This window comes from Salinispora pacifica CNR114, from assembly GCF_000514775.1.
In the GTDB taxonomy this organism is placed as follows: Bacteria; Actinomycetota; Actinomycetes; order Mycobacteriales; family Micromonosporaceae; genus Micromonospora; species Micromonospora pacifica.
The window spans coordinates 1-25,696 of the sequence record NZ_KI911468.1 but is presented as its reverse complement, the minus strand read 5'-3'; the positions used below and the strand labels follow the sequence as shown (position 1 = coordinate 25,696).

21 protein-coding genes and 2 pseudogenes are annotated in these 25,696 nt (G+C 68.7%); 10 read left to right on the top strand and 13 right to left on the bottom strand.

Annotated elements, in window-relative coordinates; translation table 11 throughout:
- Positions 1 to 44 precede the first annotated feature (44 nt).
- Positions 45 to 2,411, bottom strand: a complete 2,367-nt coding sequence (locus tag B118_RS0127005) for a helix-turn-helix domain-containing protein (RefSeq protein ID WP_028193787.1) — start codon at positions 2,409 to 2,411, stop codon at positions 45 to 47.
- Between the two features lie 270 nt (positions 2,412 to 2,681).
- Here B118_RS0127005 and B118_RS0127000 point away from each other — a divergent pair, with 270 nt between their 5' ends.
- A complete protein-coding gene (locus B118_RS0127000; protein WP_018223458.1) occupies positions 2,682 to 3,491 on the top strand; it encodes a TrmH family RNA methyltransferase in 810 nt (269 codons plus the stop codon).
- A gap of 107 nt (positions 3,492 to 3,598) precedes the next feature.
- Positions 3,599 to 5,389, top strand: coding sequence for a PucR family transcriptional regulator (locus B118_RS0126995; protein ID WP_018811160.1), 1,791 nt, complete (start codon positions 3,599 to 3,601; stop codon positions 5,387 to 5,389).
- Here the strand turns inward: B118_RS0126995 and B118_RS0126990 are convergent.
- Complete coding sequence (locus B118_RS0126990; RefSeq protein WP_018811159.1) at positions 5,358 to 6,731, bottom strand: MurL-like N-terminal domain-containing; 1,374 nt, start codon at positions 6,729 to 6,731, stop codon at positions 5,358 to 5,360. The two genes, B118_RS0126995 and B118_RS0126990, sit on opposite strands and share 32 nt — an antisense overlap.
- Positions 6,732 to 6,817: 86 nt before the next feature.
- Between B118_RS0126990 and murD the strand changes: the two genes are divergently transcribed.
- Entirely contained in the window at positions 6,818 to 8,164 is a 1,347-nt protein-coding gene (gene murD / locus B118_RS0126985; RefSeq protein ID WP_018223461.1) for a UDP-N-acetylmuramoyl-L-alanine--D-glutamate ligase, read from the top strand.
- A gap of 81 nt (positions 8,165 to 8,245) precedes the next feature.
- Here the strand turns inward: murD and B118_RS0126980 are convergent, their stop codons facing one another.
- The 8 genes and pseudogenes from B118_RS0126980 to B118_RS0126950 form a co-directional block, all read right to left on the bottom strand.
- The gene (locus tag B118_RS0126980) at positions 8,246 to 9,862 is read right to left on the bottom strand and encodes a hypothetical protein (protein WP_028193786.1); all 1,617 of its coding nucleotides are present in this window, start codon (positions 9,860 to 9,862) and stop codon (positions 8,246 to 8,248) included.
- Complete coding sequence (locus tag B118_RS0126975; protein ID WP_028193785.1) at positions 9,859 to 11,520, bottom strand: hypothetical protein; 1,662 nt, start codon at positions 11,518 to 11,520, stop codon at positions 9,859 to 9,861. Before B118_RS0126975 ends, B118_RS0126980 begins: the two co-directional genes overlap by 4 nt.
- Before the next feature lie 799 nt (positions 11,521 to 12,319).
- Positions 12,320 to 13,624 carry a WXG100 family type VII secretion target gene (locus B118_RS0126970; protein ID WP_028193784.1) on the bottom strand — a complete coding sequence of 435 codons (1,305 nt, stop codon included), beginning with the start codon at positions 13,622 to 13,624 and terminating at the stop codon, positions 12,320 to 12,322.
- The gene (locus B118_RS0126965) at positions 13,621 to 13,926 is read right to left on the bottom strand and encodes a hypothetical protein (protein WP_028193783.1); all 306 of its coding nucleotides are present in this window, start codon (positions 13,924 to 13,926) and stop codon (positions 13,621 to 13,623) included. The genes B118_RS0126970 and B118_RS0126965 overlap by 4 nt, the downstream gene beginning before the upstream one ends.
- Entirely contained in the window at positions 13,923 to 14,483 is a 561-nt protein-coding gene (locus B118_RS0126960; RefSeq protein ID WP_238324178.1) for a hypothetical protein, read from the bottom strand. Before B118_RS0126960 ends, B118_RS0126965 begins: the two co-directional genes overlap by 4 nt.
- A gap of 7 nt (positions 14,484 to 14,490) precedes the next feature.
- Positions 14,491 to 14,736 carry a hypothetical protein gene (locus B118_RS0126955; protein ID WP_018811153.1) on the bottom strand — a complete coding sequence of 82 codons (246 nt, stop codon included), beginning with the start codon at positions 14,734 to 14,736 and terminating at the stop codon, positions 14,491 to 14,493.
- Between the two features lie 139 nt (positions 14,737 to 14,875).
- A pseudogene (locus B118_RS32110) lies at positions 14,876 to 15,067 on the bottom strand (cyclase family protein); the annotation flags it as partial.
- Positions 15,060 to 16,115: an asparaginase gene (locus B118_RS0126950; RefSeq protein ID WP_018223468.1), complete on the bottom strand. Its 1,056-nt coding sequence runs from the start codon at positions 16,113 to 16,115 to the stop codon at positions 15,060 to 15,062. The pseudogene B118_RS32110 and the gene B118_RS0126950, both read right to left, overlap by 8 nt.
- Before the next feature lie 131 nt (positions 16,116 to 16,246).
- On the opposite strand from B118_RS0126950, the gene B118_RS0126945 reads away from it, so the two are divergent.
- From B118_RS0126945 to B118_RS0126935, 3 genes are all read left to right on the top strand, one after another.
- A complete protein-coding gene (locus B118_RS0126945) occupies positions 16,247 to 16,924 on the top strand; it encodes a HEAT repeat domain-containing protein (RefSeq protein WP_028193781.1) in 678 nt (225 codons plus the stop codon).
- Positions 16,918 to 17,928 (top strand): MerR family transcriptional regulator, encoded by a 1,011-nt coding sequence (locus B118_RS0126940; RefSeq protein ID WP_028193780.1) that lies wholly within the window; start codon positions 16,918 to 16,920, stop codon positions 17,926 to 17,928. The genes B118_RS0126945 and B118_RS0126940 overlap by 7 nt, the downstream gene beginning before the upstream one ends.
- A gap of 116 nt (positions 17,929 to 18,044) precedes the next feature.
- Complete coding sequence (locus B118_RS0126935) at positions 18,045 to 18,788, top strand: 3-oxoacyl-ACP reductase family protein (RefSeq protein ID WP_028193779.1); 744 nt, start codon at positions 18,045 to 18,047, stop codon at positions 18,786 to 18,788.
- Between the two features lie 94 nt (positions 18,789 to 18,882).
- Here the strand turns inward: B118_RS0126935 and B118_RS29450 are convergent.
- Positions 18,883 to 19,721 (bottom strand): annotated as a pseudogene (locus tag B118_RS29450) (NAD(P)H-binding protein).
- 71 nt (positions 19,722 to 19,792) lie between these two features.
- Between B118_RS29450 and B118_RS0126925 the strand changes: the two are divergent.
- A complete protein-coding gene (locus B118_RS0126925) occupies positions 19,793 to 20,731 on the top strand; it encodes an AraC family transcriptional regulator (protein WP_027646008.1) in 939 nt (312 codons plus the stop codon).
- A 42-nt stretch (positions 20,732 to 20,773) separates the two neighbouring features.
- Here the strand turns inward: B118_RS0126925 and B118_RS0126920 are convergent, their stop codons facing one another.
- Both B118_RS0126920 and B118_RS0126915 read right to left on the bottom strand, forming a co-directional pair.
- On the bottom strand, positions 20,774 to 21,136 hold the full coding sequence (locus tag B118_RS0126920; RefSeq protein WP_028193778.1) for a hypothetical protein: 363 nt from the start codon (positions 21,134 to 21,136) through the stop codon (positions 20,774 to 20,776).
- A 621-nt stretch (positions 21,137 to 21,757) separates the two neighbouring features.
- Positions 21,758 to 22,372, bottom strand: a complete 615-nt coding sequence (locus B118_RS0126915; RefSeq protein ID WP_028185670.1) for a TetR family transcriptional regulator — start codon at positions 22,370 to 22,372, stop codon at positions 21,758 to 21,760.
- 127 nt (positions 22,373 to 22,499) lie between these two features.
- Here B118_RS0126915 and B118_RS0126910 point away from each other — a divergent pair, with 127 nt between their 5' ends.
- From B118_RS0126910 to B118_RS32105, 3 genes are all read left to right on the top strand, one after another.
- Positions 22,500 to 24,584, top strand: coding sequence for a HelD family protein (locus tag B118_RS0126910; protein WP_028193777.1), 2,085 nt, complete (start codon positions 22,500 to 22,502; stop codon positions 24,582 to 24,584).
- Positions 24,585 to 24,756: 172 nt separating this feature from the next.
- On the top strand, positions 24,757 to 24,999 hold the full coding sequence (locus tag B118_RS33385; protein ID WP_238323903.1) for a helix-turn-helix domain-containing protein: 243 nt from the start codon (positions 24,757 to 24,759) through the stop codon (positions 24,997 to 24,999).
- Positions 25,000 to 25,020: 21 nt separating this feature from the next.
- The coding region (locus tag B118_RS32105; RefSeq protein WP_337588136.1) for an IS630 family transposase at positions 25,021 to 25,696 on the top strand (676 nt) is incomplete at its 3' end.

Sequence of the window (25,696 nt, the reverse complement as noted above, 5' to 3'; positions counted from 1 at the left end):
TATGTCCGCACGGTGTAGGGCGCGGGGAACGTGGACGGAAACGCCTACCGCTCGCGGTACGAGTGGTTGATGTGCTCCTGAAGCCGGAAATGGCGGAACTGGTAAACCGCCCCGCTCTGCCGGAGTACGCCTCGGTGGTAGGCGTGTTCCAGAAAGGCGATCGTGTTCCACGGCAGCCGGCCGGTCAGCGGCAGCCACACCCGGCACAGGATCACCCACTGCCCCCAGGCGGTGAAACAGAACGCGTACGACAGGGCGCTGCCCAGACCACCGGCAGCACCGATGATCAGCGCATCGGGCAACTCCCAGCTCAGTGGCCCGAGAGGTCCCTGGAGCAGGTTGACGACCAGCCGTCCACCGAAGGCGATGGTCAGGGCGAGCGCGGGGGCGAGGATGAGGACCTGTTGGCCCACGGTCGTCCGGTTCGCGGACAGGAGGTGGACCGGAGTGGCGGCGAAGGAAACGTCCACCGGCACCTCCAGCGCGGCCAGGAGCCCGAACACCAGCCCGACCGCCAAGCCAAAGATCAGCCCGAAGACCAGCATGTTGATGAGGGCGGCCCGGATCGCTTCGGGACTCGTGAGTGGGATGTCCCAGTACCGCGCGCGTACGACGGCGATGGCGCAGGCGCAGCCGACGCCCATCACGAATCCGCCCAGCAGGACAACCGCGAACCGGAGCGTGAACGCCCGGGCCGGCGGGCGGACCCTGCCGCTCCGGCCGCGACGTAGCCGGAGCCGCACGTGGGCCGGTTGGAAGGTGCCGCCGAAGGCGATGATCGCCGCGTAGACAGTCCCGAACGCGAGGCCGGCCGACAGGCCCATCATGGCCCCTTCCAGCAGGACCTGACCGCGGTCGGCCTGGGCCGTTACCAGCCCGATCGTCCAGGTTGCCCCGGCGATACACAGCGCGGAAGCCACGGTCACGGCGGCGATCCGGGTCGAACGACGAAGGGAGTCACCGAGCTGCCACCACGCGAGGTCTCGCCGAGGTTGGTTGGGCCGCATCAACTGGTGGGCGAGGAAGCCGAGCCAGTGCCCGGCGCGCTGCGGGTTCCAGTTCCCGTTCCGGCTGCGGGAGCCGCCGGCGTTGCGCTCGGGGACCCACGGTCGGTACACCGCCGAGACGAAACCGGCCAGCAGGTGCTTCTCGATGGACTCCACGCTGGGGAAGCGGACGCTGTCCAGCAGCTCGGCCGGATCCCGGCCCGGTGCCTCGCTGTACATCGTCCGGGCCAGGGCGACCATCAGGGGAGTGGTCAGTACCTTCGTGAGGACCCCGCCCGCCGGGGACTGCCGGGTCCGCAGCTGTTCCAGTACGGGTTCCCACCCCGCCACGGTCTCGTCGCGGCCGGCCGGGCGGGCGGTTCGGGGTAGGTAGGCCCTGAGATCGTCGAGGGTGAGATCAACGAGTTCGATGCCCGCTGCCCAGTTCAGCGGCGCCCCGACTCCCCGTACCGCGTCGGCGTACTCGTCCCGGCGGCTGGTCAGCACCAGCGGCAGTGAGGTCGCGTTGAGGGCTTCGAGCGCGTCCCGCCGTAGGCCTTCGGCGATCTCGTCAAACCCGTCCAGGACCGGCAGGATGAGGTCTGCGTCGACCAGTGCGGCGGCCAGCGTCGGCCCGTCTGGAGTCCGGCGGGCCAGGTGTGGGTGATCCCGCAGCAGCTGACCGATCAGCCATTCCCGCAGGGTGGTGGTTGTCGCGTCCCAGGTTCCGATGTTGAAGATCAGCGGCACTCGATCGGGAAGGGAAAGGGTCGCCAGGAAGTCCAGGACAAGCCTGATCAACAGGATCGACTTGCCCGAACCCGCCCGGCCCAGGATCACCAACCGGCCGGACCGGATCCTCCGGTAGACCTCGGCGACACTGTGCAGCTCACCACCAAGGTCAAGCTGTGCCGTAGCTCCCGGTGGAAGGCGTTGGATGTTCACCGCGTAGTCCATCAGCGGTGCGGGGGCCGACCGCCAGCGCAACGGCAACGGAAACGGGTCGTGGACCTGGCGCCGCTCCTCCTCACGTTGCCACCGCCGCCGGGCTTCCCGCGCCAACGCGTCCGCAGCCGCCAGCACGGCGGCCGGCGGTGCCGATACGGGAGCCCGATCCGACGGTGACCGGGGCGGCTCGCTCGCCGACCCAGTTGGGCCAGGAGCCGCGGGGGCGGCCTGAGTCATGGCCACGGCCGGGGTGCCGGCTCTCGCCAGCATCGTCGCCAGTAGCTCGCGGTCCGCGGGCCCGAGCTCAAGGGCGTCAGCCAACAGGTTCAGCGTTCCCAAACGGTGATCAATGTTTGTCGCCGACTCCAGGCGGCGAATCGTGCGGACACTCACCCCGGACCGTTCCGCCACCGCCTCCTGCGTCAATCCCGCTTGGTTCCGTAGTTGGCGCAAGAGCGGTCCGAGTTGATCCGTCACCTCGCAGCTCCTCCCCAGGTGCGGCCATCGATCAGGGTAGCGGTAAGGTCCGGTCACCGATGGCCGGTGCGATGGCCTGTCGTGGGACCCAGGCGGATGTCATCATCCGCGCCGCCCGATCCGCGCGTCGGCAGTCCGGCGGCGCCGGCGCCGCCGGGGTGGGCGCGACGCTCGGCACCCACCCCCCGCCGGTTGCGCGACCAGCTGCGGTGCCCCTCGGGCGGGGCGGGTGGACGGGGCGCCGTCCGCGTCGTCCGGCAGAATCGTCCGGTGCCCGTCCACCAGATCACCGACCCCGACGACGACCGGATCGCCGACTACCGCGCCCTCACCGACGTGGAGCTGCGAACCCGCTGGGAGCCACCGCACGGCCTCTTCATCGCCGAGGGCGAGCTGGTGCTGCGGCGTGCGCTGCGCGCCGGCTACCCGGCGCGGTCCTACCTGGTGGACGCCAAGCGGGTGGAGCAGATCGCGGACCTGGACAACGGCGACGCCCCGGTCTACGCCGCCACCCCGGACGTGCTGCGCCAGGTGACCGGCTTCCACGTACACCGGGGGGTCCTGGCGTCGTTCCGCCGTCGGCCGCAGCCGACGGCGGCCGACGTGCTCGCCACCGCCCGCCGGGTGGTGATCCTCGAAGACGTGAACAACCACACCAACCTTGGGTCGATCTTTCGGGCCGTCGCCGGGCTCGGCGTGGACGCGGTGCTGCTCTCCCCGACCTGCGCCGACCCCCTCTACCGCCGCAGCGTCCGGGTCAGCATGGGGGAGGTGTTCGCCGTGCCCTACGCGACGCTCGGCCCCTGGCCCGAGGCGCTCGCCGAGGTCCGCGCCGCCGGCTTCTCCGTGCTGGCCCTGACCCCCGCCCCCGACGCGGTGCCGATCCAGCGCCTCGGACCGGACCAGCGGGCCCGGGCGGCGCTGCTGCTCGGCGCGGAGGGCTCGGGCCTGACCCGGGAGGCGATGGAGGCCAGCGACGTCCGGGTGGTCATCCCGATGCGCCGCGGTGTCGACTCGCTCAACGTGGCCGCCGCCACCGCCGTCGCCTGCTGGGAACTCGGCCGGGACGATCCGCTCTGACCACCGGTAACGGTCACCCCACACCGCGCCGCTCACCCCGGTTCAACCCCAGCCGCCGCGGGGCACGGGAGTTTAGTGACCAACGTCATACGAGGTAGCGTGTCGCCGTGTTCCCCACCATTCGGGAAGTGCTCGCGTTGGAGCCGGTGCGCTCCGGCGCGCCCCGCCTCGTCGCCGGTGAAGCCGCGCTGGACCGACGGGTCCGCTGGGTGCACGTGGCCGAGGTGCCCGACATCGCCTCCCTGCTCGGCGGCTCGGAACTGGTCCTGACCACCGGGATCGGGCTGCCGGCCGACAACGCCGGGCTGCGGGCGTTCATCGCGGACCTGGCGGCTGTCGGCGTCGCCGGCCTCGTCGTCGAGTTGGGCCGCCGCTACTTCGGCGGGGTGCCCCGGGCGATGGTCGCCGCCGCCGCCCGGCACGGGTTGCCCCTGGTCGAGCTGCGCCGGGCCACCCCGTTCGTGCGGGTCACCGAGGCGGTGCACGCGCTGATCGTGGACGCCCAGCTGGCCGAGCTACGCGCCACCGAGGAGATCCATCAGCGCTTCACCGAGCTCTCGATGGAGGGCGCGGGACCGGGAGAGGTGGTCCAGCAGGCAGCTGAACTCTCCGGCTGCGCGGTGGTGCTGGAGAACCTGTCCCGGCAGGTGCTCGCGTACGACCCGGCGGGGGGCAGCGCCGCCCTGCTGCTCGACGGCTGGGAGCAGCTCTCCCGGCGGATCCTGCCGGCCGGCCGGACCGCGTACGACGTGGACAACGGCTGGCTGGTGACCATGGTCGGCGCCCGGGGGCAGGACTGGGGGCGGCTGCTGGTGCGGTGGCTCGGTGCCGGCGGGGCGACCCCCGGGAACCGGCCGGACACCCCGCCCACCCGACTGACGATCCTCGTGGAACGGGCGGCGTCCAGCCTCGCCCTGGGCCGGCTGATCCGGCGCGACGCCGAGGGCCTGGAACAGCAGTTGCACCGCACCCTACTGGCGGCCCTGCTCGACCACTCCCGGCCGGTGGACGAGGTGGCGCTGCGGGCCCGCGCCCTCGGCGTGCCGTTGGCGGGGCGGCACCTGGTGGGGGTGGTGGTCCGGTATCGGGCCGACGATCCGGCGCCGGCCAGGTCAGACGAGGGCAGTCACCTCACCGGGGGAGGCCCGCGGGCTGGCTCGGCCCGGCTGCGGGAACTCGCCGAGGCGGTCGGCCACGCCGTACATGAGGCGCAGCTGACCGCGTTGACCAGCGCGCTCGACGACCAGACGGTCGGCGTGCTGCTCGCGTTGACGGACCGCTCCGGCGAGGAACGGGCGCTCACAGCCTTCGTCACGGCCCTGGCCCGGGCCCGCCCGGACGTGTTCTCCGCGGACGTCAACGGCCGACGGGGCAGCGGGCGGAGCCCGGACCGCCCCGACCCGGCTGGCACCGCCGTGATCGGCGCCGGCTCGGGCGTGGGCAGTCTGCGGGAGGCACGCCGCTCCCTGGTCGAGGCGCGGCAGGTGGCCGAGGCGGCCCGCCGGGACCGGCGGGACCTGCCGATCTACCGGCTGCCGCACGTCGGGCTCGCTGGCCTGCTGCACCTGTTGCGCGACGAGCCATCCCTACAGACCTTCGTCGAGCGGGAGCTGGGCGCCCTTCTCTCCTACGATGCGCAGCACCCCCGGGAGCAGCTACTCGGCACCCTGCGTGCGTACCTGGAACAGGGCCGCAACAAGTCGGCCGGCGCAGTCGCCGCGCACCTGTCCCGCCCGGCGTTCTACGAACGCCTGGCCCGGATCGGTCGAATCCTCGATGTGGACCTCGACTCGGTTGACGCCTGCCTCGGTCTGCACGTGGCCCTGCTGGCGCTGGACGCGATCCGCCGGCCGGTGGCGGTCAACGTCACCCGGGCAGGTTCCGAACCCGTTCGGTAAGGGAGTCGAGGGCGTCGGCGTACCGGGTGGGGATGAAGCTGGGTCCACCCGGTGTGAAGACGGCCGAGTTGGCCGCCGTCTTCCAGGCCGAATCCGGGACCGCGTCGATCAGCGCGCGCACCACCGGCGCGTCGCGCCACCCCGGCTGCTCCGCGAGCAGACTGAGCGCCACCACCGACTCCTCGACCTCGCCGACACACTCGAACGGCTTGTGCCCGTCCACGCCCAGCAGTTCCCGGTAGCCGGGTAGCTGCGCCGGGTCGGCCAGCAGGTCGCCGCCGAAGACCCCGGTGATCCGCTCGCGGGACATGAACGGCGCCAGGGCGAGGAAGACGAACCGGCACTTGGGGCAGTCCCGGCACCAGCGATCACTCGCGCCGCGCAGCTTGAACGCGGCGTTGCAACTGGTCACCACGGCGTCGTAGCCGTCGATCTGGGCGAAGGTCCGGGCGATGTGCAGCTCCGAGAGCTGGCGCAGCAGGGAGAAGTACGGGTCGGTGAGACCGGCGTGCTCCCCGAGCGCCCCGCGCAGCAGCCCCTCCGCCTCGACGCCCTTGGACCACTGGTGATTGATCTGGTGCCCGTCCCAGACCAGGTTCGGGTCCGACGCCGAGCGCTCGTTGGACATCACCACCGGGCCCAACCCGTTCAGCACCGAGGTGGCCACCGCGATCAGCGAGTTGATCGCGGTCACCGGAATGTGGCCGTTCAACGCACCGGCGGCGTTCAGGTCGAACAGCACCGGGTCGATGCGCCGTCGTGCGGCCAGCGCCGGCAACCCGGAGGCGACGTTCACCGCCTCGATCACCCGGTTGGGGTTGACCGAGAACGGCAACGGGTCCAGCCCGTCCCGGCGCAGCGCCTCCAGGCTGACGATCGAGTCCTTGCCGCCCCCCACCGCCGACAGTGGTCGCCGGTCGTCGGTGTCGTACCCGACCGGTGGGGTGAGCTCACCGGCGGGCACCTCGGGACGCAGCCGCAGCACGTGCGGCAGCGCGTTGCGGTACGCGTACTCGCCGAGGCCCTTGGTGTAGACGGCGGTGACCAGCGCGACGGCGGCCGGCCCCAGCGGAGCCGGCAGCACCAGCCGGTGCGGGGCGGCGGTCTTGTAGTAGCTGACCCCGGCGATCACGTGCAGCAGCTCCAGGACCCGCCCCAGGGTGGCTACCCGCTCATCCGAGGGGGGTGACGCGGGCAGCGGGAGGGTGATCACCTCCGTGAAACGTTGCTCGCCGTCCGGCCCGGTGAGAGCGTAGTCGAACAACGCCTCCCCGGTGGACAGGTCGAAGGAGTAGGACGGGAAGGTGAAGGCGTCCATCCGCCGCAGCTGCTCGTTGGGCACACGCCATACTAGGCCCTGGTTCGTCCGCCGTGCCCGAGTGCGCCCGGACCGCCCACCGACATCGTCGATATTCCGAGGGAGAGCCAGTGCGCCTGTCTGACCTGCGCGGACGCAAAGTCGCGGTCTGGGGGACCGGCCGGGAGGGACGAGCGGCGGTGGTCGCGATCGCCGCGCACGGCCCGGCGGACCTGGTTGCCGTGGACGACGGTGGCTCGACGGTCAGCCCGCCCTGGGACGGATTCCTGGCGACGGCGGCGCCATTGGTCACCGGTGACGCGGGGGCGCAACGGCTGGCCGCCGCCGACGTGGTGGTCCGCTCGCCGGGCGTGCCGAACACCCACCCGTGGCTGGCCGAGCTGCGGCGGCGTCAGGTGCCGGTGACCCAGGGCACCGCGCTCTGGATGGCCGACCACGCCGCCCGCACCGTCGGGGTCACCGGCAGCAAGGGCAAGAGCACCACGTCCAGCCTGATCAGCCACCTGCTCGCCGCGGTGGACCAGCCCAACGTCTTCGGCGGCAACATCGGGGTGCCGACGTTGGACCTGCCCGCGGCCGACCTCTACGTGCTGGAGCTCTCCAGCTACCAGTGCAGCGACCTGACCGACTCCCCCCGCGTCGCCGTGGTGACCGCGCTCTTCCCCGAGCACCTCGACGCCCACGGCGGCGAACGGGAGTACTACCGGGACAAGCTCAACCTGCTGGCCCACGGCCCGGAGACCGTCGTGGTCAACGGCGCCGACCCCCGGCTCGCCGCCGAACTCGGTGACCGGCCCGTGGTGCGAGCCGGCACCCCCGACACCACCCAGGTGGCGGGCGGCCCGGACGGCACGCCCTGGTTCCACCTCGGCGACCAGCCGCTCTTCCCCCGGGCGGTGCTGCCGCTGGTCGGACGGCACAACGAGGGCAACCTCTGCGTGGCGCTGGCCGTGCTCGACGTGCTCGGCGTCGACGTGCTCGCCCGCCGGGACACCCTGGCGGTCGCCGTCGCCGGGTTCCAGGGGCTGGCCCACCGGCTCACCGAGATCGTTGACCCGTCCGGTCTCACCTTCGTCGACGACACCCTCGCCACCAGCCCGTACGCGGCCATGCACGCGATCGACGCGTACGACGGGCGGCCGCTCACCGTGATCGTCGGCGGTGCCGATCGGGGTCTGGACTACACGCCGCTGCGCGATCACCTCGCCGAGCGGGAGATCACCATGATCGGCGTACCGGACAGCGGGGCGCGGATCGTCGCCGCGCTGGACGGGTTGCCGAAGGTCCGGTGTGAGGTCACCGACGATCTGGTCGGGGCGGTTCGGCTGGCCCGGCGGGTCACGCCGGCCGGCGGGGTGGTGCTGCTGTCGCCGGCGGCGCCGAGCTACGGGCAGTTCCGGAACTTCGAGCACCGCTCCGAGGTCTTCGCCCAGGCGGTCCGCGACACCGCCGACTGAGGCCGGGGAACTCTCCCGTGGCAGCTCGGCCCGGTGCTGCCGGACCACCCGCCATCGAGGAACGGGGTCGAGTTCGACACCTCAGGTGATGTAGGGCTTCGATGTTGGCGTGGGTGGCTGTGCGTCTGGCGGGATCGAAAGGATCGGAATGGGTTTGCCGCTGGGCCAGCCCAGCCCTTCCGGGCTGAAGCTCAGGGTTCCGCCAGCCGCTGGAACCTCGCCGAGGATGTTGAGTTTCCACAGTGCCGACGCGACGTGTTTGTGGGTGGGGACGGATTCCTTCCGCTCTCGAGCTGCCTGCCGGGTCGCGAGGACCGCCGTGGCGACCGCATCATGGTGCATCGCCGCGTAGCCGTCGGCGAGTGCGTCGTCGGCCTCCTGGGTGGAAAACAGCGCGTGTAGCTTCTGGTAGAAGCTCGGGTACCCGACCGGCATACCAGAAAGAAACTCTGGTAACGCATCCTGCTGCTCGCTTCCCAACAGTTCGTCGGCGCGTCCGTTCCAGCCGTCCGGGTCGATTGACGATGCGTAGACAACTCGAATTCGGTGCCGCTTGAGCAGGTCCACGGTCTCTTCGTCCCGGAGTGAGGACAGGCCGGTGGCGCCGAGCATGATGGTTAGTTGTTCATTATTCTCCTCACGATCGGCGCAGTGCTTCCTGGCGAGGCTGGGAATAAAGTGATTTCTCAGTTCCTTCACTCGCCCGGCGTAGAAGATCCGGACTGCTTTCGCTGCACAGACCTGCGTGCTGACGTGGTCGAATAGTGGAACGGGATCCTCCTCGTTCAGAATTCCGTTGAACTGCTGTGCCGGACCTTCGACCATGAAGTCTTCCAGGTGCTGCTCGTACGCCTCCCGGAGTGTCCGGGTGTACATGTCGGAGTTCTGGTCGTAGACCACGATTCCGCGGCGACGATCGCTGTGCCCCTCGGGGTACTCCTGGTCGAGATAGTTTCTCAACGCCAGTGCGTAATGGCCGTTCGACGGCGATACCTGAACAAAGCTGTCCGCCCGCAACGTGTCCGCGGTGAGTACCGCACCGACCGTGGCCACCTGGTGTCTCGACAGTTCTTCGGCCGCGAGTTGCGTCGCGGGAATGCTCACTCCCAGACCGACCACCGCAACGAGCGGGTGTGGCCCCGTGGTCATGCTGGTCAACCGGCTGACCGGCGGACGCCACTGCTGCTGGTTGCTGCCCTCGTTGGCCAGCAACAACTCGATCAGCGGTGTCGGGTCGCCGAACCCGTCGTCCGCCCCGCCATTGGCCCGCCGTTGCGCCGCGTACGCCCCCTGCAGGCTGTACCGAATCCGGGCCATTGTCAACGCGCTGCGGTCGTCCGCCGTCATGGGCATCAGCACGGCGATTCGCACGTAGGGCAGCTTGCCGTACCCGCCATTGCGTACCTTCTCGTTCTCCTTCCTGATCCTCTGTTGTATCTGTTCGATGTCCGGATGGAAGACAAAGGATCCGTCGGTCACTCCGACGCACTGCCCGTCGACCCGGGAAATCCCATTACCGATTGGTCCGCAGGACAGATCGCGGTACGCGAGGGTTCCGCCCCACAGCAGGCTCGGCGCGACGATTACCAGGGCCAGGACAGCGGCGATACGCCTGCGACTGCGCCGCCTTCTCTCCAGCGGTGTGGTGGGTGGCTCGAAGATGTCCGGCCGGACACGCGCGATGGGCGACCTGGTCACGGTGTCTCCCTCTGGTGCAGCCCGGCGCTCCAGACGCGAGCCAACTGCTGGTGGCGGTTCTTCTGCGTGTACAGCTCGTCGTCCCATTCCGGGTGGTAGAGCGCTAACTCGTCATAGTCCCGGGCTATCTGCCGGTGTAATCCACGGCGGCCGATGTCGCGGAACGGGTCGGCGGCGATCCACAACCGCGCCACCAGCCCGGCGATGCAGGCCAGCTGCCGTTCGTCGCCGGACCCGAGCCAACTGGTCAAGCCACGTGCCTGCACGGTGTGCTCGACGTACGGGTCCAACCGACCGGGTACCGACGTCACGGCGTCCACCATTGCCAGCCAGGTCGTGGCACGACCCACCGCGTGTTGATCGAGTTTACGGGTCACGAATTCGATGTCGCCGTCCGCGAGGGCGTAGGCGAGCTCGGCGGTGAGCGCGGTACGGGTGTCCCGCTCGTCCCGGTGTTCGAGCGGGCTTGCCTCTCGTAGCCAGCGGTGGACCACCGACCAGGTCGCTGCCCCATCCCGCCGCCCGGCTAGCCGGCGCAGCAGCAGCCGGCGCAGTACGGTGGGGCCCCACTCGTCCCGAAGGAGCCACATCGGTGACTCCCGCAACTCGCCGATGACCAGATCCGGCGCGGTGAAAAGGTCCTGCCGTCTGACCGCCAGTTCGATGGCGTGGTGCCGGGTACGCGCCGCCGAGCAGGTGATGAGATCCTCTCTCGCCTCGTCGGGGACCCCGTCCAGGAAGAGCTGTAGTAGGCGCTCCTCCACCGCTACCCCGCCGGAGTCGCCGCCGAGCACCTCGGCCAGCGACCGCCACCGGGTGGTGATGGCGGTGATCGCCTCGAGCATGATCCGGGTCGCCCCCGGGTGACCCCCGGTGAACTGGTGGATCAGGGCCGCGAGTTGATGATCATCGTCGCGGTCCAGCGACAGATCCGTCACCATGAGGTTGACCTCGTCGACGGTCAGATCGTCCAGCCGGCACCGCAGCCACCACGGCTGTACCCGCCGGTCGAGGGCCTTGTAGTTATCGACCAACGGTACGGACAACGCTACCTGGTCGGCACGGTTGACCTTGGCGAGGAGGCGTCCCCCACTCGTGGCGACGACCGTGAGTGGGTCGGGAGCGGCGTAGCCGTGATCGAGGTCGTCCCCGCGGACCCGAACCAGTGTTTCGAGGAGGTCACGGGCCAGATCAGAGTCGGCGTTGTCCAGCAGGGCGACACAGTTGAGCGACCATCCCGCACTTCGCCGGCTACTGGCGAACCCATGTCGAAGGTCGGCGAGAAAGGCCGCTGACATCAGGTTGTCGATGCGCCGTTGAGCACCCCCGGTGGCGTGGGAATGCGCCCACCGATTCAGCCCAACCAGTGTGCTGATCGGGTCATCCTGAAGCCCGCGGTCACGGTGGCCGTACCAGTCCTGGAAGCGGCCGAGGGTGAGCCGGGGGAGCCATCGGGTCATGCCGTCCACCAGCAGTGAAAGGGTTCCACGCACCATGCTGCTCGGTATTTGGGGCTGAATCGGTGTGAGACCGGTTGCCGTGCCAGCCGCCTCCTCCAAAATATCGAGCATCTGGTCGAGGCGGCGGTGCGCCTTCAACGCGTCGGTTGCCTGCTTACGGGCCAGGCCAGGATCGTCGCGGGACAGGTCGAGTCTCATCACGAGTTGACCGACAACGAACCGAGGAAAGCGAAGTGTTCCGTACCGCTGGCACCGGCGTGACAGCTCGAAGGCAAGCGCGGACAGGAGATTGGTGACAGTGGCGTCGCGGTCGGCTCGGGTGGTAACCGTGGCCAGATCAACAAAAGCGTAGGGTACGCGCTGATGAAGTAATTCGGCCATCGCCTCCAGTAGGGCTGTTTTGCCGCCACCTGCCGGGGCTTCGAGGACAATTACCGGAGACCTTGTGGTGGTGGGGCGACCGCGTTCGTTGAGAGGTCGTTCCATCAGGGCCCGAACTAATGTCACAGCATCCAGGCGGCCGTAGACCTGCTTCGCAACCAAGTCGCCTACACCCTTCCTGAGGATGCAACGTCCGAATGCTCCGGCTAGCCACGTCTGTAGATGACAAAGACCAGCGAATTATCTCTGGTGGACGCCCGACATCCCGTGTCGGGCGTCACACTCTACTTGAGAATGTTGCCCTTGGGTTCAGTTGTCAAGCATCTGACATGAGAATCACGTAGCCGGCCGCCCCGTCAGGCGGCGGACGCCGTGACCCAGCCTGGGTTCAGGTCGGGCCGACCAGTGCGTACGCCTGGACCGAGGAGGTTCGTATGCCCGCTGCTGTCGCCGGCGGCGCCGAGCTACGGGCAGTTCCGGAACTTCGCGCACCACTCCGAGGTCTTTGCCCAGGCGGTCCGCGACACCGCCGACTGAGGGGCGAATCGACGGTCGCTCCGGCTGGGCTGCTGTACAGCAGGTTTGCGTGGGCGAATTCGAGCTGCGTGCTGGCTGGTCAGACAGTGGGTCGGTCCGGTCGTGGTGTCCAGGTGATGCGGTCGGTCCACGCGCTGGCACCGACCTCGGCGGCCGGAAACGGCGTCGCATCGTGGTTACGGGTGCCGAGGTCTGGGCGTTCCTTGCGTTCCTGCTCCTCAACCCGGATGAGGCTGGCCATGGCATCGGCATGTTGTCTTTCCGCCTCGAGCAGAAAGGCAGTGAAGCCCCGCACGACATCGAGGAACGCCTTCTCCGGGTTGGTGCAGGAGGAGAAGGGACTGTTGACGGCGTCGAGGTAGCTGTCTAGGGCGGTGATGAGGGTGCTGATGTTTTCGTAGCCGAGGGCGGCGTAGGCGTTGCGGAGACCCTCGAGCATGGTGGCGGCGCGTTTGCCTTCGTCGGCCAGCCAGCGGGCCTGCGCTTCAAGTTGGGTGAGGTAGGTCGTCGCGCGGCTGGCGTACTGGGCAAAGGCTTGGGAAGCGCTGCCTTCCCAGTAGAGCTTGAGGTTAGCCGCCTCGCCGGCCATCTCGGCGGACAGTTCGCTGTAGGTGTTGGCGACGGAGTGAACCAGGTCGGCACGGTTGCGGATGATCGGGGGGACGGATCGCCAGGCGTGGATCATCAGGTCGGTCAGTGGAAGCCGGTCGCCGGTGCCCAGCCGGATCAGGAGACCCTCGAGCTGCAGCAGCGTGCTTCGATGTTCCTTGATGAAGGTGTCGAGTTGGTCGCCGCCGCCGTTCTCGTAGTAGGTGGTGCGCCCGCCCTCGAAGCTGAAGTCGCTATAGATTGTCAGCGGTTCTTCGACGACCCGGGTGTGGGGCAGCGTCTCAGCGCGAGTGGCGGCAAGCCGCTCGTTGTCGTCGGGGATCGCCAGGATGGGGGTGTCGCCCGGCTGCGGTCGATGAGCCGGCGGTGCGATGATCCCGGCTCCGCCGGCGCGGATGCGGATCGGGTTGCCGTAGCCGGCACCAAGGGGCAGGTAGGGCTGCAGGTCTCGGTTGACTACGTCGAAAGTCGTCGCCACCTGTAGATCGGTGCCTTCGTAGTCCGCGGCGATCTGGAGTAGCCCGTCGGCCATTCGTTCCATCTCGTCACGAGCCTGATCAGCCTCGGCGGTCCGGTTGCGGAGCGCGTCAGTCCAGTCTCGGTGGAGCCGGTCGGAGATGCCGTCGAGCGTGCCCCACGCCGAGCGGGGTACGGATCCGATGTCGGTGAGATAGCGGCGGATGGCGCTGTAGGTGGTGCCATCCTCGTACCGTTCCCGACCGAAGGCCACCAGGGCCTGTGTCTCAACGGTAAGGGCGGAGATATCGGTATTCACCGCGTCTGCTCCTGGTCATCCGACGGCTGGGGTCGCGTGAACTCCTCGACGCCCAGCGACGAGCCAAAGTAGTCGATCCGGAGTTTCCTGTACTGCCGTCGATGGTCGGCGATCGCAGCTATCAACGCGGTGCGAACCTCGGCGGCAACTTCCTCTTCGGTGTAGCGGCGCAGCAGGCCGGGGCGGATGCGCACGTCAAGGTCCCCGTCGTGGTGGCGGACAACTTCTACCCATTGATTGGTAGAGCGACCGACGGCCCGGATTCGGGAGACATCGGCGAAGTATCGGGTCAGGCTGTTCACCGGGTGCCTTCGTCCGAAGTCGTCAGGGTCATCGTGAAGTCGGCGATCCGCTGCGCGGTGTCGTTGGTGTAGGAGACGTTCTGATATTCGGGCTGGTCAGGGCCGGTAAGTGAGGCGCGGACGTGGGTGTAGCGCCGCTCCGAGAGTGCGTAGACGGTGGCGTAGACTTTGTCGTTAATCAGATTCAAGCAGGATCTCACCGTCTGGTACCGCTCGGCATCAGGAAAGGGAACCTGTCTGCCGTAGCAGGGGCTGCCCATGACCATTTTTTGTAGTATCGCGGCATCGCCGCCATCAATAATGCTTATCCAAACTTCGCCCGTGTACACCTGGTCGTTGGAGGTCAAGTCGAATTCGCAAACCAGAAGATGGTTCGGGTCCGGCTGGGTGTGAGTCACCGTCCACGACCCGGGCACCGTATCCGGCAGCATCGCGGCCACTTCGTCGCAGGACGGCAACGCCGCTCGCCCGCTCCACGGGGCCCACTGCCACACTCCGATGACTCCCAGAACCAGAACAGCGGCCGTGGTCACCGCAATCAGCCGTTTCTTAACCACCGGCTACTCACCTCCGGCTCGGGCGACTGCGGTCCTGGCCAGACTGGTCATTCTGGGTCGGCTGTTGTAGGTGGGCCAAGGCCAATCGGGCGGCTGCCCGTACCTGCCGGGCCAGCGACTCCTCGGTGTGGCGGTGCAGACTCCGTATTCGTACGTCCACCTGCCCGTCCAGGGAGGCGATGATCCGGATCGTGTGGTCTGGTGAGTGCACGTCCGCGCCGGCCTCGGCTTGCCCCTGGGCGTCGGCTGTCATCGGACCGACGTCCTTCCGGCGTTGCCTGCCGCCTGGTTACCGGACCGGAACCTGGGGGTCTCGAATCGTGCGGGGCTCATTCAGCTGATCGTAGCAACGTCGATCAGTGTCGGTTCGCTCCAAAGAGGAGGTACGCGTCACGGCCGATATGGAATTCGGTGCCCGGTGCGTAGTGGGTCCGGGACTCCTCGCGCGACAGGTGGTCCTCGGAGTGCGGTCCGGGTGAGCCCGGGTAGGTCGTCCTGCCGTGCCGCACCACGTGCGACAGGTCGACGAGCCGGGTCGTGGCCCCGGATCCGGTGGGGGCGGGCGGTGGTGTCGGCCTACTCATCGACCTTCGCCCGATGTCGGGGGGTGCTGGCCCAGGGCCAGTGGGCGGGCGCTCCGGTGCCACCGGCGGCGGCGAATCCGGCGGCGACCGTGTCGTGGTCGGCGCCGGCGGCGAGCAGGGTGTGCAGCAGGATACGGGCCTTGTAGCTGTCGAGGAAGCCCGCGCCGATCAGTCCTCGCTGCCGCAGGTCGCTCTCTGAGCCGGGGAAGGCGTAGGTGGCTTCCAGGACCGGCCCGGCGCCGATGCGGGAGGTGAGCACGACCGGGATCGTCGCCGCGAGGGCGGTGAGTTGGCTGATGAGGAGTTGGGGTACGTGGCCGACACCGAAGCCGGCCACGACGAGACCGTCCAGGTGCTCGGCGCCGGCGAGCAGGGCTCCGTCGTCGCCGACGGTGACGGTGTGCAGCCCGACCCGGGGTGTTCGGGTGACTGCCGTCAGCGGCACGGTCAGCCGGTGGGGTGGGTAGGCGAGCAGCCGAACCGCGCCTTCGACGACGTGGCCGAGCGGGCCGGTGTTCGGTGAGCGGAAGGTGCCGCCACTGGTGGAGTGTGTCTTGCGGACGTACCGCGCGGCGTGGATCTCGTCGGCGAAGACCACCAGCGCGCCAAGGCCGCGGGCGGTGGGGCTGGCGGCGGTGTGGATCGCGGCGAGGACGTTGGCCGGCCCGTCGGCGCCGGCCTGGGTCGGGTTGCGCATCGCCCCGGTCACCACGATGGGCGCGTCGTCGCTGTGCAGCAGGTCGAGCAGGTAGGCGGTCTCCTCGATGGTGTCGGTGCCCTGGGTGACCACGACGCCGTCCACGTCGCCGGTCGTGGTGCGTTCGGCGATCAGGGCGGCGAGCGCGGTGAGGTCGTCGAGGCGCAGGGAGGCGCTCGGCAGTTGGCGGAAGGTCTGGACCTGTACGTCGATGCCGGTGTCGGCGGCCCCGGGGACGGCGGCGATGAGTTCTTCGGCGGTGAGGGTCGGCACGACGCCGCCAGCGCCGCCGGTCATGGCGATCGTGCCGCCGAGGGAGAGCATCAGCACCGATGTCGGCTGCTCCGTCACCGCACCTCCTCGTCCGGGTGTGCCGGCGGCAGCCTGTCACAGTTTCCAGGTGAAGCCGAGGCGACTCGACCGATCCGTTTGACCTTGACACCGTGACAAGGTCTTGACTGTGCCGGGAGGTGGTACTACCCATGAACCCGGTCCAGAACACCCGCCGTGCGGTGGCGGCCCTGAGCGCCGAGACGTCGTCAACCCGGCTGCAGGCGGCCATGCTGCTCGGCAGGTACCCCGACCCGAGTGTTGTCACCGCGCTGGTGCGGCGGTGCGCGGTCGAGCCGGACTTCTTTGTGCGGGACATGCTCACCTGGGCACTCACCCGCCTGCCGGAGGCGGTCACGCTGCCCAAACTCCGCGCCGAGCTCACATCTGAGCAGGCCCAGGCTCGTAGTCAGGCCCTGCACTCGCTCTCCAAGATCAATAACCGGAGTGTGTACCCCTCGATCGTCGGGACTCTGCTACGCGACCCCGACGACGAGGTCGCGCGGACGGCCTGGCGGGCCGCTGTCGCTCTCGTCCCCGAGGGGGAAGAGAGGGCGCTGGCCGCGGAGCTGGTCAGTCAGCTCGGTCGCGGGGGCCGGGACGTGCGGCTGAGCCTCAGTCGGGCACTGGTCGGCCTCGGTGTGGCGGCCCGGCCGGCCCTTGCCGCCGGCGTCGACAGCCCGGAGCCGAGGACGCGGGAACACGCCCACGCCACTCTGCTGCTTCTGCGCGACCCAGAGGCCGATTACGACGAGCTCATCGAGGAGGCGCGGCGGCTCGCCGCCGGCAAGCTGGACCCGATGGGGTGGGAGCAGGAATCGCCATGCTGATCGGCGACGTGGCACGCCGCTCGGGAGTGAGCACCCGCATGCTTCGGCACTACGACTCGCTGGGGCTGGTACGACCGACCGGTCGCACCTCGGGTGGCTACCGAGAATACTCGGACGAGGACGTACGACGGCTGTTCCAGGTGGAGAGCCTGCGGTCGCTGGGGCTGTCGCTGCGCCAGATCACCCAGGCGCTTCAGGACCCCACCTGCACGCCGGCCGGCCTGGTGAGCGACCTGATCAGCTGGACCGAAGAGCGGCTGGACCGGGAACGTCAGCTGCTCGACCGGCTGCGTACGGTCGCCGCCGCGGCGCCCACCGGATGGCCGGACGTCCTGCGCATCACCGAACTCGTCACCGGGCTCAACTCACCCAGCGCCGCCCTGCGCCAGCGGAGCGCCCTGGCTCCCGCCGAGGAGGTACGGATCCCCGCCGAGCTACTGGCCGGCGCGGTCCTCGCCGAAGCCGACCCGAATGTGGCCGGCGCGCTGCGCTGGGCGCTCGGACGGGCGGGCGGCGATGCCCTGGCAACGATGACGTCCGGTGTCCACTCCGAGAACGTGGACATCCGCCGCCGTGCGATCCAGGCGGTTGCCGAGTTGGCCGGTGACGAGGCGACCGCAGTGCTCGTGGACGCCCTCGACGACCCGGACTCGACGGTCCGTCGACACGCGGCCCTGGCGCTGGGTGCGCAGGGCGAGGTGGCGGCCGTGCCCGCCCTCGTCGACCTGGTGGTCGAGGGCGGGCACGACGTCGAGGCGGCCGAGTGCCTGGGTGCCCTGTCGGATGACCCGGCCCGCGCTGAAAAGATCGTGAGTGCGCTCGCCGTTGAACTCGCCGGCCCCACCGCGGACTCCGCCGCCCGCAGCCGCCTCACCCAGGCCATTCTGGAGCTGCCTCGAACTGTTGCGCAGCCTGTCCTGCGACGGTTGTCCCGCGACGATGACCCGGTGGTGGCATGGACCGCCGCGGCCTATCTGGAAGACGAAGACGCCACGTCGCGTTAAGGGGTCGTGCTCGGCGCTTCTCGGCCGAAACGCGACGTCGGATTGCCGCCAGACTCCCTGCCCGCAGCATGTGAACCTAACTTTGTTCACGAACACGACAGGAGAGATGAGCGAACATGAGTGCGGTACTTGGCGGCAAGGTGGCATTCGTGACCGGCGGCAGCCGTGGCATCGGCGAGGCCGTGGCGCTGAGGCTGGCAGCGGATGGCGCCGATGTCGCGTTGACCTACCGGGACAGTGCGGAGCGCGCGGCGGATGTCGTCGACCGGATCAAGGCGCTGGGGCGCCGGGCTTGGGCGGTCCAGGCTGACAGTGCAGACCCGACTGCTGTGCGCACGGCCGTGGATCAGGCCGTCGCGGAGTTCGGGCGGCTCGACATCGTGGTCAACAACGCGGGGATTCTGGTGCGCGGTCTGGTCGAAGACATGTCACTGGAGGACATCGACCGCGTGTTGAGCGTCAATGTTCGGGCACCCTTCGTGGCTTCCCAGGCGGCGGTACGGCACCTGACCGAAGGCGGAAGGATCATCAATATCGGCAGTTGCCTGGCCGAGCGGGTGCCGCTCCCCGGTGTCTCGCTGTATTCGACGAGTAAGACCGCGTTGGTCGGCCTGACCAGGTCGTTGGCCCGCGAGCTGGGTGCCAGGGGGATCACCGTCAACCTGGTCCATCCCGGGCCGACGGCGACCGACATGAACCCCGCCGACGCCGAGGGCGCCGATGTGCAGCAGAGCTTCACCGCACTCGGTCGTTTCGGCCAGTCGTCGGACGTCGCCGCGACCGTCGCCCACCTCGCGGGTGACGCTGGTCGCTATGTCACTGGTGCCGCCATCGCTGTGGACGGTGGCTTCGCCGCTTGACCCTGGCGGCGACTCCGCCGCTGGATCCACGCGGATCGGCTCAGGCCGCTGTCCTCAGCGGCGCGGCTTGAGTCGATCCGCATGTCATCGCAGGCTATGCCCCGCCCCAGACGCCGGTGGCCGCGGTGCTCGTGGCGTAGTCGGCGAAGTCGCGCGGCGGCCGGCCGAGGGCGCGCGCAACACCGTCGGTCACCTGGGCGTTTCGCCCGTCCAGCAGGGTCGTGAACAGGTGTGTCAGCAACTCGATCGCCTCAGCGGAGACGCCTACGGCGGTGAGGCCGTCCGCGTACTCCTCGGGGGAAACCCGCACGAAGTTGATGGGGCGACCCGTGACTGTGGAGATCTCAGCAACCGCCTCACCGAAGGTGAGTAGCCGGGCCCGGTCAACTCGTAGAGCTGCCCGGCATGTTTGTCATCGGTCAGCGCCGCCGTGGCCACCTCGGCGAGGTCGTCGGCGTCCACGAACGGCTCGGGCACGGCCCCGACCGGGAGAACGACCTCACCGCCGCGGACCGGCTCCAGGAGATAGTCCTCGCTGAAGTTCTGGTTGAACCAGCTCGACCGCAGGACCGTCCACTCCACCCCGGCGAACTGAACGTGTTCCTCGGCGGACCGGGCACTCTCCTCCCCACGACCGGACAGCAGCACCAGTCGGGAGACCCCGGCCGCCACCGCGAGATCGGTGAACGCGGCAACCGTCTTCAGCGCGCCCGGCGCGGCGAGGTCCGGGTGGTAGGAGAGGTAGACGGCGTCCACATCCCGCAGAATCGGTGCCCAGGTTTCCTGGTCGGTCCAGTCGAAGGGCCGTTGGGCGGAGCGGGAACCAACCCGCACCGGTACGCCCTGACCCCGCAGGCGGGCCACGATGCGCCGGCCGGTCTTTCCGGTGCCGCCGAGGACCAGGGTGTGCTGTTGCTTTCGTTGGTCTGCCATAAGCCCAGTGAAGTGCGACAGCCCGAGACGGGACATAGCTAATCCGCGCGAGCTTGTGTTCAATCGTCTACGTGGACGCGGTCGTAGGTCTTCTGGATGGCCCCCGAGCCCAGGGGGCGTTCCTGTTGCGCTCGGTCCTGACCCCGCCGTGGTCCCTGGCAATCCGGGACGAGGCGCCCCTCACCCTGGTGGTCCTGGTCCGAGGTGACGCTTGGGTCGCGCCGGAGAAGGGCACGGCGGTCCGGTTGACCCCGGGGGACACCGCGATCGTTCGCGGCCCGGCCCCGTACCGGGTCGCCGACGACCTCTCCACGGAGCCGCAGGCCGTCATCCATCCCGGCCAACGCTGCACCGGCCCGGATGGTGGGGAACTCCGCGGGATGAGCGAGTGGGGGGTGCGGACCTGGGGCAACAGTGTGGACGGCCCGACGATGCTGTTGACCGGTACGTACCCGATGTGGGGTGCGGTCAGCCAGCGGCTGCTGATCGCATTGCCGCCGCTGCTCGTCGTGCCCGGCGACTCCTGGGACTCTCCGTTGATCCCGTTGCTGGCCGACGAGATCGGCAAGGACGACCCCGGTCAGGAGGTGGTCCTCGACCGGCTGCTTGACCTGCTGCTCATCGCGGTACTGCGGGAGTGGTTCGCCCGTCCCGGTGCTGAGCCCCCCGGCTGGTACCAGGCGCACGGCGATCCCGTCGTCGGCCCTGCCCTGCGAATGCTGCACCACGAGCCGGCCCGGCCGTGGACCGTGGCGGCACTGGCCGCCGAAACCGGAGTCTCCCGGGCGGCGTTTGCCCGGCGGTTCACCGCACTGGTTGGTGAACCGCCCATGTCCTATCTGACCGGCTGGCGGTTGAGCCTCGCCGCCGACCTGCTCCGGGAGCCACACACCACCGTCGGCGCGGTCGCCCGCCAGGTGGGCTACGGCAGCTCCTTCGCGCTCAGCACCGCCTTCAAGCGCCGCCGTGGCGTGAGCCCCCGTGAACACCGCTCGGCCGCTTGGCGGTAGCAGTTCGAGGGCAGGCGCCTGGCGGTCTGCTACTCCAGTCAATCAGTCAGCGCCTGCGCCGGCCCGCCTTGCATAGCCGCACACGTCGTAGACCCAGTAGTCCAGATACCTGGCCACGGCCTCATGATTGGCAAGGTCCAGCGATAGCCACTCCCGCGCTGCCCGGACCATCTCAGCTATGGCCTGCTCATGCTCGTCAGGCTTGAGTTCCACCCGGTCGGTAAGGTCGCCCCAGATGAGGTACACGAAGCCGGCCGGATCCACCTCGATCGACGCATGCGCAGACACCCCGTGGATCTCCAGGGCTACCTCGTAAGGATCCTCCGCGGCGATGAGACTCTCGGCCAGCGCGGTGACCTCCCGCAGGTATACCCCCTCGGCGTCATCCTGCGCTGGGCTCGTCATGCCTCGAGGATCGCATCCGGCTGCGAATCCCGCTCGGATTTACCTGACGTCTCTTCAGAGCGCGTCTCCGGTGGCCCCGCACGTAGGCGGTGTCCAACTTTGACCCGGTTCAGTCGATCAGCCCCTACGCGCCGAGTTGGTCCAACGCGGCTACGTGCAACCGGCGCCATGGTTCGGCAGTCGTCCGCGCCTGAAACCGGCGATGCGCCATGGCGCTGAACACCTGAACCCAGGCGGCAGATGCCGCTAGTGCCTCGTCATGCGGCCTTGAACNGGTAATCGGGGTGGCGGATTTTGGAGCCGGTGGCGAATGAGGTTTTCGGCTTCGCGCGTTGGTTGCGCCAGCGGATGTAGGCGCCGATCGCGGTGTCCTGCTCGGTGTGGGTGCGGTGGTCGGTGCCGTTGAGGGCGAAGTCCCGCAGCCGGCCCGGCCACGATCACCACGACGCGACGGAAAAACCGCCCGAAGCACCGAAGCCCTTGCGCCTGGTCGTCCGGGCTGCGGCCAAGAGGTGCGATGGCGGCCGTCGACCGGCTTCTCACGAGGTACGACCGACGCAACGCGTACCGTACGGCACGTTGGCCGAGATCGCGCTTGCCCAGCTGCTCGCGAACGACACTTCAGGAAGCCCTGATGCCTGTACGCAGTTGCTCGAACGCCCGGTCTGCTGCTTCGGTCGCCGAAGGGTACAGGGCCGCCGCCGACTCACCCTCGCGAAGCCTCTGCCAGTTGACGCGAGCGAGGACGCGTTGCACCGCGAGGATCTGCGCAGACGCGAGCCGGGCCATCATGGTGTCCGGGGCTGCGGGTGCGAGCGCTTCCGCGAGGCTCTGCTCGTCGCGGATCTGGAACTCCTCGACCCGAGCCGAGAGGGCTGGTGTCGAGAACACCATGTTGTGATACGCTAGGACGTCCGGGTCGTCGTTGAGCCCTGTCACCGGATCCCGGCGGGTCAGTCCGTCGAGAAAATGCTGGTGCAGCGCGTCCAGGGGAGACTGCCCGGCACTTCGCGCGGCGACGACCCGTGCCGGCTCACCGGCATGGTCGGCGAGCCGGTGCAGCGCCAGATCCTCCTTGGACCGGAAGTAACGGAAGAGAGTGGGCCTGGATATCTCGGCGGCCGCGGCGATGTCGCTGACCGAGACGTTGTCGAAGCCACGATCTAGGAACATGTCGACCGCCAGGGTGGACACCACGTCGAACGTGCGTTGCTTCTTGCGCTCTCGCAGGCCCATCTGATCTCCCATCGCGCGATCGCACCAAAAGATACTACGACATAATTGCGACATTACCAAGTATGTGACCTGGTTACAGTATTGCGGTACCGCCATGAGGGCTCACGCTCGTCTCGAAGGGATGCCCATGTCTTCGCCAGCTTCCACCGGGTCTGCCGAGCGCTCGGACGACATCGCCCGCGACCTCGCCGAGGAGCAGACTTTCCTCGCCCGCACCCGCCATGCCCTGAGCTGGATGGCCGACCATGCCCACATGCGCGTCTTCACCGGAGAGGACGTGGCCGGCGACCGCTACACCGCGGAGGCACTCGGCACGATGCTCAAGACATACGCCAAGGAGTTGTCCGAAGAGCCCGAGGGAGCACCCTATTTCGGACGTCTGGCGTTCACCGACGAGCCGGACGCCGGCGACCACCGGAGCCAGCGTTACTACATCGGGCGACGGAGAGTGGTCGACGAACAGGGAGAACCGCTGGTCATCGACTGGAGAGCCCCCGTCTCCTCGCTGTTCTACCAGGCTAGTGTCCGCAATCGGCACGGCGTGTCGGTGCGCCGCCGGTTCGGCTGGAGCAACCGGCCGCCGATCGAGCTGACCGGCTTCGAGGACGAGTGGCTCGACAACGGTGAGGAGCTGGGCACCACGAGTCAGCTGCTCGCACGGGAGATCGAGCGCCCGCGCGTCGGCCCGATGCGGGACATCGTCGCGACGATCCAGCCCGAGCAGGACGACCTGGTACGTACGGATCCGGACCAGTCGCTGTGCGTCCAAGGTGGACCGGGTACCGGCAAGACGGCCGTCGGCCTGCACCGTGCCGCATACCTGCTGTACGCGCATCGTAAGCAACTCAAGCGCACAGGTGTACTGGTCGTCGGCCCCAACCCGGCGTTCCTGCAGTACATCTCAGCCGTCCTGCCGGCTCTCGGCGAGGTCGAGGTCCAACAGCGCACCCTGGAAGGCGTATTGAACGACGAGCCGGCGCGGGACACGGACAGCGACGAAGCCGCTGCGGTGAAACACGACATCCGCATGGCCGAGGTGATCAAACGAGCACTCACCGGCCTGATCAGCGAACCCACCGAGGGCATCGTTCTGCCCGACGGCTCGCTCCGCCTGCGAGTGCCGGTCCATGCCCTGGTACGCGAACTGCAGGTGGTGCGCGGCGAAGACCTGCCCTACGGCGTCGGACGCGAGCGCCTCCGGACGCGTTTCGTGGCCCTGCTGCAACGGCAGCTTGAATACCATGCTGAATCACCGAACCGGAAGTGGCTGGACAAGACCGGCCGGGCGCGTCCTCTCACGGCAGTGCTCGACGCATGCTGGCCTAAGGTGCGCCCCGAACAACTGCTGGCGACCCTGTTCAGCGACGCTACGGCACTGTCCACCGCCGCTGACGGCATCCTGACCCCGGACGAGCAGGCGGCACTGCTCTGGGCTCGGCCCCCGCGCAGCTTCAAGAGCGCCTCCTGGTCCGCCGCGGATCTGGTGCTGCTCGACGAGATCGCCGGGGCCATCGACCACCCCGACGGCTTCGGGCACATCGTCGTGGACGAGGCTCAGGACCTGTCTCCGCTGCAGTGCCGGGTGCTGGCCCGGCGCAGCCGACACGGCTCGCTGACCGTGCTGGGTGACCTCGCCCAAGGGACCAGCGCGTGGGCGGCGTCCGCCTGGGAAGAGCAGATGGGCCACCTGGGCAAGCCGGACGCCCCGGTCACCGCGTTGACTATGGGCTTCCGCGTACCCGCGGTTGTCCTCGGCTTCGCCAACCAACTGCTGCCACACCTGGACATCGCCGTGCCGGCAGCCACGTCAGTACGGCGCGACGGCGAGCTCCACGTGCACCACTCGCCCGAGCCCGTTGCCGCGACCGTGTCCCGCGTGCAGGCAGCACTGTCCCGGGAAGGCTCCGTCGCGGTGATTTCGACGAGCGATCGACTGAACAGTCTCGCCGAGGCGCTGCGCAAGGCCGGCATCGAGGTGACGGATGCCGGCTCCGACAGTCCCGACCCACGGGTCACCATGGTGCCCGCGATCCTCGCCAAGGGCCTCGAATTCGATCACGTCGTGGTGGTCGAGCCCGCAGAGATCGTCGCGGCCGAGGCCCGTGGACTGCACCGCCTGTACGTCGTCCTCACTCGAGCCGTCTCCCGGTTGGACGTCGTGCACAGCGCACCCCTACCCGAACCACTCACCGCAGGCGATGACACCCCGTAACGCTAGCGACAATTATCGAGGTCAAAGGCCTCCGGCGAATGCCGGAGGCCTTTGCGGCTGACCACCGGTTGCGCCTAGTGCCTCGTCTTTGAACGTTGATTGGGTAACGCGTCGGTTCTGAGGACGGATCAGGCAAGCTGTCTCCCAGTGCTCGTGTGGGAGGTGGTGGCCGGTGGGTAGAAGACCGGAAGTGTTCGTCCGGCAGGTGTCGATGGCCGAGGGCCAGCGGTTGCAGCAGATCAGCCGGACGGCGAAGGATCCGGTGAAGCTGCGGCGGGCGATCGTGGTGCTGATGTCGGCGCAGGGCCAGCCGGCGCCGGACATCGCTCACCTGCTCCGGGCCAGCGAGGACTACGTCCGCGAAGTGATCCACGCGTTCAACGAGCGGGGGTTCGACGCACTGAGCCCAAAATAGAGCGGGGGTGCACCGAGACGGATCGATGAGCAGACCCGCGATTGGATCTGCGTCATCGCCCGGTGCGACCCCCGTTTCCTCGGCCAGCCATTCTCGGGCTGGTCCCTGGCCAAACTGCGCGACTACCTCATCACCACCGGCTACATCACCACGATCAGCGTCGAGACCGTGCGCCGTGTCCTGCACGAACGTGGCGTGTCATGGCAGGCCACCAAGACCTGGAAAGCCAGCACCGACCCCGACTTCACCACCAAGATGCGCCGGATCCTTCACCTCTACGACCACCCGCCGCCGGGCGGCCGTGTGCTGTGCGTAGACGAGTTCGGACCGCTGAACCTGCAACCCCGCCCCGGCCGGGCCTGGCGACCCCAGGCAAACCCCGTGCGACTACGCGCTACCTACACCCGCGACCACGGCGTACGACACATGATCGCCGCCCTCGACCTGGCCACCGGCAGGCTGCACTACCGCATCCGCGACCGCAAACGCTGGCGCGAGTTCCTGTCCTTCCTGAAGACCCTGCGCGCCCGCTGGCCCGACCAGAAGCTGCACCTGATCTGCGACAACTTCTCCCCACACAAACACCCCGAGGTCCGCACCTGGTGCACCGCCAACCACGTCGAACTGGTGTTCCTACCAACGTACGCGTCCTGGCTGAACTGGATCGAAGCCGAGTTCGCCGCCGTACGCTACTTCG

Coding starts and splice junctions, on each gene's coding strand:
- B118_RS0126975 (WP_028193785.1), bottom strand. CDS start 11,520: ATGAGACTCGACCTGTCCCGCGACGATCCTGGCCTGGCCCGTAAGCAG.
- B118_RS0126955 (WP_018811153.1), bottom strand. CDS start 14,736: ATGACAGCCGACGCCCAGGGGCAAGCCGAGGCCGGCGCGGACGTGCAC.
- B118_RS0126945 (WP_028193781.1), top strand. CDS start 16,247: ATGAACCCGGTCCAGAACACCCGCCGTGCGGTGGCGGCCCTGAGCGCC.
- B118_RS0126940 (WP_028193780.1), top strand. CDS start 16,918: ATGCTGATCGGCGACGTGGCACGCCGCTCGGGAGTGAGCACCCGCATG.
- B118_RS0126935 (WP_028193779.1), top strand. CDS start 18,045: ATGAGTGCGGTACTTGGCGGCAAGGTGGCATTCGTGACCGGCGGCAGC.
- B118_RS0126920 (WP_028193778.1), bottom strand. CDS start 21,136: ATGACGAGCCCAGCGCAGGATGACGCCGAGGGGGTATACCTGCGGGAG.
- B118_RS0126915 (WP_028185670.1), bottom strand. CDS start 22,372: ATGGGCCTGCGAGAGCGCAAGAAGCAACGCACGTTCGACGTGGTGTCC.
- B118_RS0126910 (WP_028193777.1), top strand. CDS start 22,500: ATGTCTTCGCCAGCTTCCACCGGGTCTGCCGAGCGCTCGGACGACATC.